Genomic DNA, 15,229 nt, shown 5'->3' with positions numbered 1-15,229 from the left:
CCGGCCGCGGCCTCGGCCGGAACATGCGAGAGCGGGGTCGATCCGTCAAGTGGCCTGGACTCCGGCGGCCTTCGCTGCCGCGGAATCCGCTACGACAGTATCTCCGGCCTCGTCGACGGTGAGCGCGCCGGTCATGATGGCGACGACCTCCGCCATGGAGTAGTCGGAGGGCTTGATCACGGCGGCGCGCCGGCCGAGGCGGTGGACGTGGATCCGGTCGGCGATCTCGAAGACATGGGGCATGTTGTGGCTGATCAGGACGACCGGCATGCCCTTGTCGCGGACCCGGCGGATGAGGTCCAGGACCTGGCCGGACTCCTTGACGCCGAGGGCGGCGGTGGGCTCGTCCATGACGACGACGGAGCGGGCCCAGGCGACGGCGCGGGCGACCGCCACGGCCTGCCGCTGACCGCCCGAGAGGGTCTCGACCGACTGGGTCAGCGAGCGCAGGCCGATCTTCAGGTCGGCCATGTGCTCGGCGGCCTCCTGACGCATCCGCTTCTTGTCGAGCATGCGGAAGGCGCTGCCGAGGATGCCGGGGCGGCGGAGCTCGCGGCCGAGGAACACGTTCGAGGCGATGTCCATGGAGGCGGCCACGGCCAGGTCCTGGTACACCGTCTCGATGCCGTGGGCGCGGGCGCTCTGCGGTCCGGAGAAGGTGATGGGTTTGCCGTTCAGGCGTATCTCGCCCGCGTCGGGGGTCACCGCGCCGGTGAGGGCCTTGATGAGGCTGGTCTTGCCGGCGCCGTTGTCGCCGATGACGGCGAGGACCTCGCCGGGCAGCAGGTCGAAGTCGGCGCCGTCGATGGCGGTGACCTGGCCGTACCGCTTCACCAGGCCGCGAGCCTGCAGGACGGGGGTGGGGGTGTCGGCGGCGGTCATCGTGCCTTCTTCCGGGAGATCTGGTCGACGGTCACCGCGAGGATCACCAGGACGCCGGTGATCAGGGTCTGGTAGATGGAGGCGACGCCCATCAGCTGCAGGCCGTTGCGGAAGACACCGACGATGAGAACGCCGATGAAGGTGCCCAGGACCGAGCCGCGTCCACCGAAGAGGCTGGTGCCGCCGAGGACCACGGCGGTGATGCTGTCGAGGTTGTCGGTCTGCCCGGCCTGCGGGTCGCCGACGCCGGTGCGGGAGATGAGCAGCAGGGCGGCGATGCCGTAGAGGACGCCGGCCACGGTGTAGACGCCGATGGTCAGTCGGGAGGTGCGGATGCCGTTCAGGCGGGCGGCTTCCGGGCTGTTGCCCAGGGCGTAGACGTGCCGGCCCCAGCCGGTGCTGCTCAGCGCGTAGGCGAGGAGGAGGAACAGGGCGATGGTGACCAGCGAGCCGTAGGTGATGTCGGTGTTGCCGAGCGGGAAGGTCTGCCCGAGCGCCGTCAGCGGTCCCGGCAGGCTGGTGACCGTCTGCTCCTCGGAGTAGATGTGGGTCAGCGCGAACGCCACGTTGAGCATGCCGAGGGTGACGATGAACGGCGGCAGCGGGATCTTCTGCACCAACGCCCCGTTGAGCAGGCCGAAGCCGCCGCAGACGACCAGGCCCAGCGCGATCGCGGCGAGTGGCGGCAGGGAGCCCTCGGCCGCCATCTTGGCGATCACGATGCTGCCGAACGCCATCACGGCGCCGCACGACAGGTCGATGCCCGCGGTCAGGATGATGAGGGTCTGCCCGATGGCGAGGGTGCCGACGACCATGACCTGCTGCACGATCAGCGAGAAGTTCCCGCCGGTGAGGAACTGGTCGCTGGAGAGGGAGAAGAAGACACAGGCCAGAAGGAGGGCGACCAGGGGTCCGGTGGTCGGCGCCGTGAGCAGTCGGCGGGCCGTGGTCGGTGCCTTGAGCTCCGAGTACGGCGTGGACGTGCCCGGGGGCGTGGTCGTGGCTGTCATGCGAAGTCCTTGTCGGAAGACAGAAGTCGTTGTCCGCCCTGGCCGGAGAGGAATGTGGAGGGAGGAGCGGACAAGCGGGGCGGCCGTCCCCCGGCCGGGGAGGAAGGGACGGCCGCCCCGCTGAGCGGAGAGGCGAAAGTCGTACGGTCCTCAGGGGCCGGCTCAGCCCCAGCAGTTCTCCAGGCCGTAGGCGGTGTCCTTGGACGTGACACCGTCCTGCGCCTTGTCGGTGATCAGGGTGACGCCGGTGTCGGTGTAACCGGACGCCTTCTCGCCGTCCTTGGCGTACGTCGCCACGGCCTTGACACCCTCGGCGGCCATCTTCAGCGGATACTGCTGCGAGGTCGCGGCGATCGTGCCGTCCTTGACGGCCTCGGTCCCGGTGCAGCCGCCGTCGACGGAGACGATCAGGACGTCCTTCTCCCGGCCCTTGGCCTTCAGCGCGGTGTACGCGCCCAGTGCGGCCGGCTCGTTGATGGTGTAGACGACGTTGATGTCCGGCTCCTTCTGGAGGCAGTTCTCCATCGCCGTCTGGCCCTTGGCCTGGTCGCCGCCGGTGTCCTGGGAGCAGACGACGGAGGGGTCGCCCTCCTCGACGCCGAAGCCCTTCAGGAAGCCGTTGTGCCGCTGGACGCCGACCGAGACGCCCGGCGCGAGGTCGAGCATGGCTATCTTCGCCGACTTGCCCTTCATGGCGGCCTTGGCGTACGCGCCGATCAGCTCGCCCGCCTTGAGGTTGTCGGTGGCGAAGAGGGCGTCGACCGCGCTCTCCGGGTCGGTCGGGGTGTCCAGGGCGATGACCAGAACGCCCTTGGCCTTGGCCTTCTCGATCGCCGGAACGATCGCCTTGGAGTCGCTAGGTGTGATCAGGATGCCCTTCACCCCGGCGGCGACCATGTTCTCGATGGCGGTGACCTGACCGGCGTTGTCCCCGTCGAACTTGCCCGCCGCGGTGGACAGTTCGACACCGTTCTCCTTGGCGGCCTTCTCCGCGCCCTCCTTCATCTTCACGAAGAACGGGTTGGTGTCGGTCTTGGTGATCAGTCCGACCTTGACGCTGCCCGAGCCGGAGTTCGCGGTGCCCGATCCGGATCCGGAGCCACAGGCGGTGAGGGTGAGGGCCGCGATGCCCGTGCAAGCGGCGGCTCTGAGCACGGAGGAGGGCAGACGAGAGATGCGTGACATGAACGACTCCTGCGGGATTGCGGGCGAGCGGCCGGCATCGGGGCATGCCGTCCCGAGGTGTCATCGTTGACTTATGTCATCGTTGACACTGCTTGGCCAGGATGATGGACTCCGCTTCCAGGCAACGTCAATGCCTTGCACCCGTCACAAATCGGCAACGCCCGTGGCCGTGGCCCGCCCGAAGTGGTTCGGCGACTGCCCGCGACGTGCCCGTTTCTGCCCGCGCGTTACGAGAGTTCCGAGAGTTCGAGAGAAGAGCAGCCCATGAGCCCTCGCCAGATCACCGTCCTGGGAGAGTGCGTCGCCGACGCGTTCACCGAACCCGCAGGTACCCGGAACGAACTCGCCCTGCGTGTGCTGCCGGGCGGCGGACCCGCCAACACGGCGGTCGCCCTGGCCCGGTTGGGAACCCCGGCCCGCTTCCTCGCCCGGCTGTCCGGCGATGTGTTCGGCCGCCTCTTCCGGGCCCACCTGGAGGCGTCCGGGGTGGACCTGTCGTACGCCGTCGAGGCCGCCGAGCCCAGCACGCTGGCCGTGGCCGAGCTGGACACCCAGGGCCAGGCCACGTTCTCCTTCCACGCTCAGGCCACCGCCGACTGGCAGTGGACGAGCGCGGAACTGGCCGGGGTGGATCTGGCCGACACCGCCTGCGTACACACCGGGTCGCTGGCCCTGGTCAAGGAACCGGGGGCGGCCGTGGTGGAGGACTTCCTGGCGGCGGCCGCCCCCCGGGCCACCATCAGCGTCGACCCCAACGTCCGCCCGCTCCTGGTGCGCCCCGAGGTCTACCGCGCCCGGCTGGCGCACTGGTGTGGCCTCGCGGATGTGCTGCGGCTGAGCGAGGACGACCTGGAGCTCCTGCTGCCCGGGACGCCGCCCGAGCAGGCGTGCGACACCTGGCATGCGGCGGGGGCGCGGCTCGTCGTGATCACGCGCGGCGGCGACGGCGCCCTGGCCTCGCTCGACGGGGAACGGGTGCGGGTGCCCGCGGTGGCGACGCCGGTCGTCGACACGGTCGGTGCGGGGGACTCCTTCACCGCCGGACTGCTGCACCACCTCGGCGCCCGCGGACTCCTCGGCGGCAGGCTGACGGACCTGCGTCTCGGCGATGTAGAGGCAGCCTGCCTGTTCGCCGCGCGGGTCGCGGCCCTGACCTGCTCGGTCGCCGGCCCGAACCCGCCGTGGCAGGACCAGTTGGCGCGGTTCGCGACCGCCGCCGACGCCTGACGGACCGTACGCCGTCCACCTCGACCGCCCCCGCTGACAAGGACCCGCAACCATGACGAAAACCCTGCTCGCCGAGTTCACCGCCCGCGAGGGGGCGCAGGACGAGGTCGCCCGTCTGATCCGGGACTACGCCCTGAAGGTGCGCGAGGAGGAAGGCAACCTGTCCTTCGACGTCTACACCAAGGCGGCCGCCCCGCGCGCCTACTGGATCTTCGAGGTCTACCGGGACGAGGACGCCTTCAAGGCCCACCTGGCCGCCCCGTACGGCGCCCCGTTCAACGCCGCCCTCACCCCGCTGATCGAGGAGGACGCCTCCGTACTGACGTTCCTCGATCCGCTGGCCGCGCATCCGTGACGAGCGCTGACGAACAACTGACTCGGGTCAGGCGCACCCCACGCCACCTCACCCCACGCCACCTCACCCGCACCAGCTGGTGACGCTCCGCCTACCGGTCGTCCCGGTCGTCTCGGTCGTCCCGGTCGAGGAGCAGGCGGACGAAGTCGTTGAGCGGGCCGATGATGTCGAGGTCCTGGTCGAGGACCCACTGCAACTGGAGGCCGTTGAGCACGGCATGGAAGAGAGCCGCGGCACTCTCGGGGCTGACGCCCTCACGCAGCCGGCCGCGGGCCGCCTTGTCGAGGAATCCTTCGGCGAACTGCGTGCGCCCGCGTTCGTAGCGCTCGACGAAGTAGGTGTGGGCGGGATGATCTGTGCGTGAGGCCGCGGCGGCGAGCTCGATCCACAGACGCATGAGCTCCGGGGCCTTCTGGTGGTGACGGATGAGCTCACCGAGGTAGGGCGCGAGCCGGTCGAGGCTGTCGACCTGTGCCGCGCCGTGCTGCCACTCCTCGGAATCCCGCTCGGCGAGCACCGCGGCGAGGAGCTCCTCCTTGTTGCGGAAGTGGTGGAGCAGTCCGGCGTGGGTGATGCCGGCCCGCTCCGCGATGTCCCGCAGGGAGGCCTTGGCGTAGCCGTTCTCGGCGAAACTGTCGCGCGCCGCCCGTACGATCTCCGCTCGGCGGGCCGGTGTCTTGGCGTACGGCCCGCGCGCTGTTGCCTGACCCACGGTGCGCTCACTTTCCCCTTTGAAGCCGGTTCGTACAGGTCGTGCGCAGCAGTTGAACATCAAAAAGTTACTACATGGTTGGGGTTCATTTCTCGATACGGCGAGTGGCACGGAAGGTGCCTGTCGTGGCGGTCTCGGTGGTGCCGTCGGGGAAGACGACCCGCGCGGTGGTGGCCGGCGGCACGCCGACGGTGATGGTCAGCTCGTCGCCGGTCGTCCGCCACTCGACGGTGATCGTGCCCTGCGGGGACTCGTGTGTCCCCCGGGCCCAGGTCAGCGACGGGTGGGGGACGGGCGCGACCTCGAAGGACTCCCAGGCGACCGACCCCGGTGCCTGGCGCAGTCCCAGCGTGTGGGTGTGCAGGAAACGGATCACGGCGCCCTTGCTGTAGTGGTTCAGGGAGTCGTGGGCATCTCCGTTCTCGTCGATGCCCTCCCAGTCCTCCCAGATGGTCGTCGCGCCGCGGTCGAGCATGTACAGCCAGGACGGTGCGGTGCGCCGCAGGAGCAGTTCGTAGGCGATGTCGGCGTGGCCGGTGTCGGCCAGGACGGGGAGCAGGTCGCCGGTGGCGAGGAAACCGGTGGCCAGGTGGGTGTCGGCGGCGCGGACGAGCTCGACGAGGCGTGCGGCGGCGGCCGGGCGCAGTTCGTCGGGGACGAGTCCGAAGGCGAGGGCGCGTACGTAGGCGGCCTGGGTGTCGCCGGTGGTGCGTCCGTCGGGGGTGAGGAACTCGGTGCGCCAGGCGCCGCGGACGCGCTCGGCGGTCTCGGTGTAGCGGGCCGCGTCCTCGGTGCGGCCCAGCACCCTCGCGACGTCGGCGAGGGTCGACGTCGAGCGGTACAGGAACGCCGTGCCGACCTCACCCTTGTCGGCCATGAACCAGGCGATCGGATCGGTGCGGACCGGGTCGACGCGGGTGCCGTCGGCGGCCTTCTCCTTCGGCTCGGTCCACTCGCCCCAGTGGAAGGAGCCGTCCCACACGTACCGCTCGTGCGGCAGTGGCTCGGCCGAGCGCTCGATACGGGACTGGTGGCGGGCGGTGCGGGCGGTCCGCAGCGCCCACTCGACCCAGCGGACCATCGCCTCCCAGTTCTCGGCGAGGACCTCCCGGTCGCCGTAGGACTCGTACAACTCCCAGGGGACGGCGACGATCGCGTCACCCCAGCCGGCGGAGCCGGTCATCATGGCGAACTGGTCGTCGAGGTGGTGCTTGATGCGGCGGCCGTCGGGCGAGAAGTTGGCGATCCGGCCGTCGGGCAGTTGGTCGTCGCGGACCGAGCGGAGCCATGTGCGGCTGAAGCCGAGGACGTCGTACAGGCGCGTGGCGGTCGGTGCGAAGACCTGGTAGTCGCCGGTCCAGGCGAGGCGTTCGCGGGTCGGGCAGTCCGTGGGTACGTCGACGGCGTTGCCGCGAAAGCTCCAGTCGGCGATCTCGTGAAGGCGGTTGAGGTCGTCATCGCCGCAGGCGAAGGTTCCGGTGCGGCGCAGGTCGGTGTGGACGACGCGCATCGTGATGCTCGCGGGGTCGAGCGGGGCGTCGTCGCGGCGGACGCGCGCGTACCGGAAACCGTGCACGGTATGGCGTGGCTCGAACGTCTGGTCCCGGCCCGCCGAGACGACCTCGTCGCGCTGGACGAAAGGGATCGGCTCCTCTCCGGGGCGCGTGGAGTCCAGGTGGGTGGTCGTCAGGTCGCCGTCGGGGCCGACGTGTTCGCCGTAGTCGATGACGGTGCGGGTGCCGGCCGGGCCCAGGTCGCCGAGGGCGATCCAGCCGGAGGCGTTCTGGCCGAAGTCGGCGATCCACAGCCCGTCTCGCAGCTGTGTGACCGACTGTGCTGGATGCGATGCGATGACGCGCACGGGCGGTGCCGGCGACCAGTCGATCGCCGGGGCCTCGACCTGATCGACGAGGACGGGCTGTCCGGGACCCGGCCCGGTACGGAAGTCGGTGGTCTGCCCGTCCATGAGGTCGGCTCTGGTGAGGGCCGACCGGGTGCTCGTCCAGGTCTCGTCGCTGCGCACGACCTGGCGTGAACCGTCCACGTAGGCGATGTGCAGCTCGGCACGTGCGCCGAGTACCGTGCCCCAGCCGGCCGGCAGGCGGAACGCGCCGACCTGGCCCCGGTACCAGCCGTCGGAGAGGACGATCTCGATCGGGTTCTCGCCCACCCTGACGGCGGAAGTGACGTCGGACGCCTGGGCGTAGAGCGTGCGGTCGTAGGAGCTGGACCCGGGCGACAGTTCGGCGGTGCCGGCCCGTTCGCCGTTCACGTACGCCTCGTACACGCCGAGCGCCGTCGCGTACAGCCGTGCCGAGCGCACCCCGGCCCGTGCCTCGAACCGGGTTGTCAGAGTGTGGGCCGGGCGCTTGCCGTAGCCGGGGTCGACGGATTCGGCCGGCGATATCCAGCGCGCCTGCCAGTCCTTGTCGAGGAGGCCGACCTCGAACGCGTTCCACTGCGACCACGGCGAGGGACCCCCGGTGCCGTCGGCCCGGACGCGCCAGGCCACCTGCCGGCCGCTGCCCAGTTCCGCCCATGGCCAGGGGAGGTACCGGTGCCGGCCGGGCGCGACCCGCACCGCGGGCTGCGCCTCGCCGTCGACGGTGCACTCCAGCTCGTATCCCGCCGGACATCCCGCGTCCGACGGTGGCTTCCACGACAGGCGGGGCGCGGGGCCCGACACGGTGAACTGGTCACCGCCGCTGTCGACGCGCAGGTCATACGGTGCGTTGTTCATGCTCTGCTTTCTCGCGACTCGTGTTTCTCGGAACGCGTTAAACCCCGCTGTTTCCACGGTGGTCGGCCGAGTGCCGAGGTGCCCGCTACCGGACCGACTTGATCTTGAACTTGATGATCAGACCGCCGACGAGCGCCAGCACCGCGCCGCTCAGGTAGAGCAGCGTGTAGTTCTTCTCCCCTCCGCTCGGGACACCGATGGTGATGACGAGCGGCGCGATGAGCGGGGCGAGGGCGCTGGGGATCTTCTGCGCGAAGGCGACCACCGCGAGATAGCGGCCGGCCTGGGCCCGGTCCGGGAGGACGGCGAACACGATCGCCAGGTCGACGGCGCTGAACATCGCGATGGCGAGCTGCATCAGCACCGCGCCGACGACGAGCTGGGGCAGCGAGTAGGCGAACGCCTCGGCGACGGCCCCGGCGACGAAGATCGCGGATCCGATCACGGTGAACAGCTTGCGCCGGCCGAGCTTGTCGGAGAGGAAGCCGCCCCCGATGGCGCCGCCGGTCGCCGCCAGCACCCCGAGGATCCCGATCGCCGACACGACGCCGGCGACCTCCTTGACGGGCATGTCGAGCCGCTGGGCGTAGAAGAACGTCCCGAAGGTGGTGTTGAAGTACAGGCCCATGAAGAAGACGAAGCGGCCGAGCCAGTTCCAGCCGAAGTCGGGGTACTGCCGCGGATCGAACCCGTAGCTGGCGACCAGGCCCTTGAGGCTCACCTCGCTGGTGTGGACGAGCGCGCGGGAGTCGCCCTCCGGCTTGAACAGCGGGAACAGCAACAGCATGGCCGCTCCGAGGACACCCGGGACCAGGAACACCAGAAGCGTGCTGGAGGCCACCGTGTACGCGATGCCGATGCCGACCACCGGCGCGATCTGGGTCATGACGCTGGTCACCGCCGAGACGCGTCCGCGCTGCTCCTCGGGCACCCGGTCGGCCTGGACGTTCTGGATCGCCTGCCCGACCGTGGACCAGCCGACCATGCCGACGACCCACGCCAGCCCCACCAGGAAGACGGTCGGTGCCACGGCGATCCCCAGGAGCCCGGCCATGCCGATGGCCGTGCCGGCGAACATGAACGGTGTCCGGCGGCCCAGGCGGGAGCGCATCCGGTCGCTCCAGAAGCCGATCAGCGGGCTGAGGACCAGATAGACGAACTGGGCGGATCCGGTGACGTAGCCGAGCAGTTCCTCGCGTCCGGGGGCGAGTTCGTCGATCCGCAGCGCCAGCGAGTAGGAGAGCGGAACCATCAGGGCCAGGGAACCACCGAAGCTGGCGATCATGATCCAGGCGAGGTAACTCCTGCTGACCCTCTCCAGCGGCGGGGCCTCGATCTCGGGGGCGGGAGTCTCGCCCGGTTCCGCACCCAGGACCTTGGCCGGCCCGGTCGGCTCCGCACCGTCCCCCTTCGCCGGCTCGATCGGCGGGGGCCCGGCCACACTGATGTCGCGGTCGTTCTGAGGCATGAGGACTCCTTCGTCTCACGGGTGCCAGGTGGCGCGGCGGTTGGCGGAGGTCGGCACGCGCGGTCATGGAGGAACCGGCGGTGCCGGACACGGTGCGGCGCGCGTCGCCGTCCGCTCGGTGACGGGCCGCCACCGGGGGCGGGTGCTACTGGACCGACCAGCCTCCGTCGGACGGGAGGACGGCGCCGTTGATGTTGATGCCGTCGTCACTGAGCAGGAAGGTGAGGGAGGCCGCCAGCTGTTCGGCGGTGGCCAGGCTCGGAATCGCCTGCTGGAAGGGGGCGAGGCGGGCGGAACCCGTCTGTGACACCTGCTCGGGCATCGGGATGCCGGTCGCCACGCCACCGGGTGCGACCGCGTTGACGCGGATGCCGTGCGGACCGCACATGAAGGCGGCGGATCGGGTCAGGCCGATGACACCGTGCTTGGAGACGGTGTACGCGGTGCCCGAGGAGTTGCCGCGCAGCGCCGCTTCCGAGGCGACGTTGACGATCGAGCCCGTGCCGGCGGCGATCATGACCGGCAGGACCGCGCGGGACAGCTTGAAGGAGCCGGTGAGGTTGATGCCGATGACACGGTCCCAGACCTCGTCGGAGGTTTCGTGGACCGGAGAGAAGTCGTCGTTCACCCCGGCCACGTTCGCCAGGGCGTCGATGCGGCCCTCGGCCGCGTCGACGATCCGGTCGATGTCGTCCTGGCAGGTGATGTCACCGACCACGGCGGTGATCGCGCCCTCGGGGAAGGACGCGGCGAAGGCTTCGAGGCGTTCGGCCGAGACGTCCACGGCGATCACACGGCCGCCTTCCCGCGCGATGCGTGAGGCGGTCGCCCGGCCGATGCCCGAGGCCGCGCCGGTGACAATGGCGGTCTTGCCGTCGAAACGTCCGGCTGTGACGCGCTCGGTCCACTGGTCCGGGTCGCTGTCCTCGGCCGGCATGACGCCGTCGTTGGCCTGGATCACCAGGTCGTCGACGACTGTCTGCGGCAGCTGCCCCTGGCTGGCGGCGACGAGTTGCTGGAGCGGGAGCGTGCGGACGGGGGCGAGCATCTCCTGTGGTACCCCGGCCTGCCGCAGCAGCGCCTCGATGAGCGGTGCGCCCTTCGGGTGGGTCAGCCATGCGTCGATGGTGCTGCGCGCGGTGAGGGGACGCGGGGGAGGGGGAGTGGACATGGTTCGGTTCCTCTCAGATGCTGGGCGATGCTGCTGCTTGGAACGTTTCAATCACTGGCGTCCGTCGTCGGTGGGGGCGGGCTTACGCCCCTCCAGGCCGTGCCAGCGGCGACGCAGCGAGAACGCGGCCGTCTTCGGCCTGCGGTCGCGGGTGAACACGCCCTTCTTGTTGCCGTCGACGCGGTGGATGCCGTTGGAGGTCTGGAAGTCGGCGAAGTTCCAGACGTGTTCGCCGACGAACTCGGGGATGCGGTCGAAGACGCGGTGGTACGTGGCGAGGTAGTCGCTCTGGTACTCCTCGCTCCACGGGGTGTCCCAGACGGAGTGCAGGCCGGGCTGGGTGTCGGCGCCGTACTCGGACATCATGACCGGCTTGCCGAAGCGCCGGACCCAGCCGAGGAGGTCCTGCTCCAGGGCCTGTTCGGCGGCGGCGAGGTCGCCGGTGAAGAGGTACCAGCCGTAGTAGCGATTGATGCTGAGTACGTCGAACAGGTCGCCGATCCGGTCGTTGTCGGGGGTGGCGAACATGACCGCGGAGTAGGTGAGGGGGCGGGTCGGGTCGAGTTTGCGGGCCAGCTCGACCAGCGGCTCGAAGTACTCGCGGGCACCGTCCTCGTTGGAGGCGGGCTCGTTGGCGAGGGACCACATCACCACGCTCGGGTGGTTCCTGTCCCGCTCGATCAGCTCCCGCAGGTGCTGGGCGTGGACGTCGGCGGTGATCCCGCCGAAGTTCTCCGGCGCGAAGGTCGGGGTCGGCGCCTGGCCGGTGAGGCCGCCCATGACGCCCAGGTTGAGCCCGACGGCGGCGGTCTCGTCGATGACGACGATGCCGTGCCGGTCGGCGAAGTCGAGGACTTCCTCCGCGTACGGGTAGTGCGAGGTGCGGAAGGAGTTGGCGCCGGTCCATTGCAGGAGCTGGAAGTCGTGGACGAGGTAGGCGTCGTCATGGCCCTTGCCCCGCACGGGGGTGTCCTCGTGCTTGCCGAAACCGGTGAAGTAGAACGGTTCGCCGTTGATGAGGAACTGGGTGCCCCGCACCTCGACGGTACGGACGCCGAAGGGCTGGGTGTAGCTGTCGACCACTTCTTCCGCACCGGTCTCGCTGTCGCCGATCAGCTCCACCACGAGGTCGTAGAGGTAGGCGGCGCCGGGCTGCCAGAGCGAGACGTCCTCGATGCGGAGGGCGCCCTCGGCTCCGTTCGCCGCCGCCACGATCCGGCCCGCCTCGTCGACGGCGCGCACCCGGACGGCGATCGCGTCGGCGCCCTCGCCGCCGGTCTCCACGCGGTACTCGACGATGCCGGCCGCGCCGTCCCGTCCGGTGACGACCGTGACGTCCTCGACGAAGGTCAGCGGCGTGCTGCACAGGCGGACCGGGCGCGCGATGCCCGCGTAGTTGTAGAAGTCGTGCAGATAGGACTGGCGTTGGCGGCCGTCGGGGCCGGCGGTGACGGTGCCGGGCGGGATCGTCTCGTTCGTCAGCCGGTTGTCGACGCCGACCGTCAGTCTGAACTCGGCGCCGGGGTCGACGATCCCCGTCAGGTCCGCCTCGAACGGGGTGTAGCCCCCGGTGTGTTCGGCCACCAGCCGGTCGGCCGCGTAGACCTGCGCGGCGTGGGTGACGGAGCCGAAGCGCAGGACCACCCGCTCGCCCGCCCAGCCGCGCGGCACCCGCACGTCGCGCTGGTACCAGACGACGCCGACGTGGTCACGGATCTCCGCGTCCACGAACAGGTCGTTGTAGCTGGCGGGGACGGGGACTTCGAGGGGCGGGGTGAGCCGCGACGTCCACGGAGTGGCGCCGGCGCGGCTGTCGAGGGCGAATCGCCAGAGGCCGTCGAGGCTGACGATGTCGCGGGTCGGGCTGGTGCGGGGGAAGAGCATGGGGCTCCTACGCGTCGTTGCGGGCAGCGGCCTGAGGGGGACCGGGGGTTGGCGGGGGTCGGAACAGGTCGGTGGGAGCGGAGGGGTGGGGAGAAGGGGGATCAGATCGTTTCGCCAGCGTCGGCGAGGAGTGTGCTCCCCGTCATGAAGGCCGAGAGGTCGCTCGCGCAGAAGAGCACCACGCGGGCGATGTCGTCGGGGACACCGAGTCGGCCGAGCAGGCTCGGCCGCATGACGGACATGAGCGCCTCGGAGTCCATCGGGACACCGGCAGCGGCGGCCGCCGCCATGTTCCCCTCGGTCGGCACGTACGTGGGTGCGACGCCCAGGACGCGAATACCGAACGGGGCGAATTCCAGGGCGAGTTGCCGGGTGAGGCCGCGTGCCGCGTGCTTGGAGCCGACGTAGGCGGCCAGCCCGGGGGCCGTTCCCCGGAACCCGGCCGTGGAGACGACGTTGACGATGACGCCGCCGTTCCCGGCCTCGCGCATCCGGCGTGCGGCCTCCCGGGATCCGAGGAAGACGCCGCGCGCGTTCACGGCGAACACCTCGTCCCAGGTCTTCTCGGACATCTCCAGCGCGGGAACGCTGGGGAAGATCCCGGCGTTGTTGACCCAGATGTCGACCCCGCCGAGCTCCCGGACCGCGAGATCGGCGGCCCCGACGACGCTCCCGGCGTCGGTGACGTCCACGTGGGCGGCCACCGCGCAGCCCGGGCGGCGGGCGTTCAGATCCTCGGCGACGGTGGTGGTGAGCCCGTGCTCGATGTCGGCGACGAGCACGTCCGCGCCTGCTTCGGCCATGCGCTCGGCGATGGCCCGGCCCAGTCCACGGCCCGCGCCGGTCACGACGGCTCGCCGCCCGGACAGCGAGACCAGTTCGGCCAGGGACCGTGACGAGACGTCGGGTACGGATACCTGCACGATGTGTCCTTCCGGTGGCGGTGCGGTCAGTTGAGCCCGCGACGGGCGGTCTCGCCCAGCCAGGCGAGGCTGGGCTTGGGGCGGCGCTCGAAGGTCTCGCGGTCGACCTCGACCAGTCCGAATGTCGGCGCCCAGTGGCCCCATTCGTAGTTGTCGAGGAGGCTCCAGTGCAGGTAGCCGCGTACATCGACGCGGTCGCGGTCGCGGTCGCGGTCGCGGTCGGCGATCGCCGCCTGGAGGTGCTTCAGGGCCTCGCCGGTGTAGGCGATCCGGCGGGTGTCGTCGCGGGTGGCGATGCCGTTCTCGGTGACCAGGATCGGCATGCCGCCGGTGACCTCGGCGGTGTGCCGTACGGCGATGGCCAGGGCGTCGGGCCGGTAGGCGGTTCCGACGAGTGTGTTGTCGGGGTGCTGGGGGTGGGGCTCGATGCCGTCCGGGCCGACCCACTGGCTGGAGTACGACTGCACGCCCACGAAGTCGTCGCCGCGTGCCCCCTCCAGGTAGAGGTCCTCCCAGACGTACTCCAGCTCCCGCTTCTTCTCCTCGGCCCCCGGGCGGGCGACGAAGGCGCGGTTGGCGACCGTCCAGCCGACCTTGGCGCCGGTGCGCTCGCGCAGTACCTCCCGGACGGCATGGTGCGCCTCGACCAGCCGTTCGCCGATCTTCACATCGGGGGCCGGCAGCGGCGGTCGGGGGCCCTCGTTGTCGAGGGTGGGGCTCTGCCATTCCCCGGACGCCTGTCGGTCCCGCATGGCCTGGGCCATGCCGGTCATGATGGCCAGCATGTTCGGCTCGTTCATGGTGACGACCCACTCGACGCCGTCGAGAATCGGAGTGACCGCCTCGGCATACGCCCGGAACCGCTCCACGGCGCGGTCGCCGAGCCAGCCGCCCTCCTGGGCGAACCAGAGCGGGCTGGTGAAGTGGTGCAGGGTCACGACCGGCGTCAGGCCGAGTTCGAAAGCCGTCTCGATCATGCGCCGGTAGTGGGCCAGTTCCGCTCGCGAGACCATGCCGGGGACGGGCTCGATGCGGGCCCATTCGATGCCGAAGCGGTAGGCGTTGAGCCCGGCGTCGGCGAGCAGTCGCATGTCCTCGCGGTACCGGTGGTAGCTGTCGCAGGCGTCGCCACTGCGCTCCATGCCCGGTATGCGCCCTTCGCTCGCCCAGAAATCACTGTTGAGGTTGTTGCCCTCGATCTGGTGCGGTGCGGTGGACGCTCCCCAGAGGAACCCGGGAGGGAATTCGGTCATCGTCGACTGCCTTCCTGAAGGTCGGTGGTGGCGCTCCGGACCGCGTCGCCGCGGGTCGTACGGGTGCGGTGGGCAGCGGCCGCCGCGCGAAGAGCGTGTCCCTCTCCCGCACCACCGCGCCGTGTTCCGGCACGCTCGCCATCGCGTGAACTCCGCATGGATGGATTCCTTCGCGGGAGAGGAAGGGGTTGAGGTCTCCGTGGGTGCGCCGGTGGCGGTACGTGGGAAGACGAGCGCCAACTATTACCAGGTGGTTGGTTTTCGATGGGAACATAGACCGGGAGTGCAAGGGGGCGGAAGGCTGCCGTTCGGCTTCGTGATCAGAGCGTTATCTGAATTGGCAGGCGGGCGCTTGGTGCGTTGAGGAGTGTTGTCAGGTCGGTTCCGGTGGTTCGGCCGAGAACTGCTGACCCCGCCAC

Annotated in this window: 12 protein-coding genes; 2 read left to right on the top strand and 10 right to left on the bottom strand. The window is 70.3% G+C overall.

Going from position 1 to position 15,229, the window contains the following annotated elements; translation table 11 throughout:
- Window positions 1-45 precede the first annotated feature (45 nt).
- From JIX56_RS08390 to JIX56_RS08380, 3 genes are all read right to left on the bottom strand, one after another.
- Window positions 46-882: an ATP-binding cassette domain-containing protein gene (locus JIX56_RS08390; RefSeq protein WP_257538139.1), complete on the bottom strand. Its 837-nt coding sequence runs from the start codon at window positions 880-882 to the stop codon at window positions 46-48.
- Complete coding sequence (locus JIX56_RS08385) at window positions 879-1,892, bottom strand: ABC transporter permease (protein WP_257538138.1); 1,014 nt, start codon at window positions 1,890-1,892, stop codon at window positions 879-881. The genes JIX56_RS08390 and JIX56_RS08385 overlap by 4 nt, the downstream gene beginning before the upstream one ends.
- A 162-nt stretch (window positions 1,893-2,054) precedes the next feature.
- On the bottom strand, window positions 2,055-3,077 hold the full coding sequence (locus JIX56_RS08380; protein ID WP_257538137.1) for a sugar ABC transporter substrate-binding protein: 1,023 nt from the start codon (window positions 3,075-3,077) through the stop codon (window positions 2,055-2,057).
- A 264-nt stretch (window positions 3,078-3,341) separates the two neighbouring features.
- Here JIX56_RS08380 and JIX56_RS08375 point away from each other — a divergent pair, with 264 nt between their 5' ends.
- Window positions 3,342-4,304 (top strand): carbohydrate kinase family protein, encoded by a 963-nt coding sequence (locus tag JIX56_RS08375; protein ID WP_257538136.1) that lies wholly within the window; start codon window positions 3,342-3,344, stop codon window positions 4,302-4,304.
- Between the two features lie 52 nt (window positions 4,305-4,356).
- Window positions 4,357-4,659, top strand: a complete 303-nt coding sequence (locus tag JIX56_RS08370) for a putative quinol monooxygenase (protein WP_257538135.1) — start codon at window positions 4,357-4,359, stop codon at window positions 4,657-4,659.
- Window positions 4,660-4,750: 91 nt separating this feature from the next.
- On the opposite strand, the gene JIX56_RS08365 is transcribed toward JIX56_RS08370, so the two are convergent.
- The 7 genes from JIX56_RS08365 to JIX56_RS08335 all read right to left on the bottom strand — a co-directional run bounded on the left by JIX56_RS08365 (window position 4,751) and on the right by JIX56_RS08335 (window position 14,810).
- On the bottom strand, window positions 4,751-5,371 hold the full coding sequence (locus JIX56_RS08365) for a TetR/AcrR family transcriptional regulator (protein ID WP_257538134.1): 621 nt from the start codon (window positions 5,369-5,371) through the stop codon (window positions 4,751-4,753).
- Window positions 5,372-5,456: 85 nt separating this feature from the next.
- A complete protein-coding gene (locus JIX56_RS08360) occupies window positions 5,457-8,111 on the bottom strand; it encodes a glycoside hydrolase family 78 protein (RefSeq protein ID WP_257538133.1) in 2,655 nt (884 codons plus the stop codon).
- Between the two features lie 85 nt (window positions 8,112-8,196).
- Entirely contained in the window at window positions 8,197-9,579 is a 1,383-nt protein-coding gene (locus JIX56_RS08355) for an MFS transporter (protein ID WP_257538132.1), read from the bottom strand.
- 145 nt (window positions 9,580-9,724) lie between these two features.
- On the bottom strand, window positions 9,725-10,750 hold the full coding sequence (locus JIX56_RS08350; RefSeq protein ID WP_257538131.1) for an SDR family NAD(P)-dependent oxidoreductase: 1,026 nt from the start codon (window positions 10,748-10,750) through the stop codon (window positions 9,725-9,727).
- Between the two features lie 51 nt (window positions 10,751-10,801).
- Complete coding sequence (uidA, locus tag JIX56_RS08345; protein WP_257538130.1) at window positions 10,802-12,634, bottom strand: beta-glucuronidase; 1,833 nt, start codon at window positions 12,632-12,634, stop codon at window positions 10,802-10,804.
- Between the two features lie 101 nt (window positions 12,635-12,735).
- A complete protein-coding gene (locus tag JIX56_RS08340; RefSeq protein WP_257538129.1) occupies window positions 12,736-13,557 on the bottom strand; it encodes an SDR family NAD(P)-dependent oxidoreductase in 822 nt (273 codons plus the stop codon).
- Window positions 13,558-13,583: 26 nt separating this feature from the next.
- Window positions 13,584-14,810, bottom strand: coding sequence for a family 1 glycosylhydrolase (locus tag JIX56_RS08335; protein ID WP_257538128.1), 1,227 nt, complete (start codon window positions 14,808-14,810; stop codon window positions 13,584-13,586).
- Between the last annotated feature and the right edge of the window lie 419 nt (window positions 14,811-15,229).

This window comes from Streptomyces sp. CA-210063 (assembly GCF_024612015.1).
GTDB lineage: Bacteria > Actinomycetota > Actinomycetes > Streptomycetales > Streptomycetaceae > Streptomyces.
The sequence above is the reverse complement of the archived record's forward strand: the minus strand, read 5'-3'. Positions and strand labels throughout refer to the sequence as shown.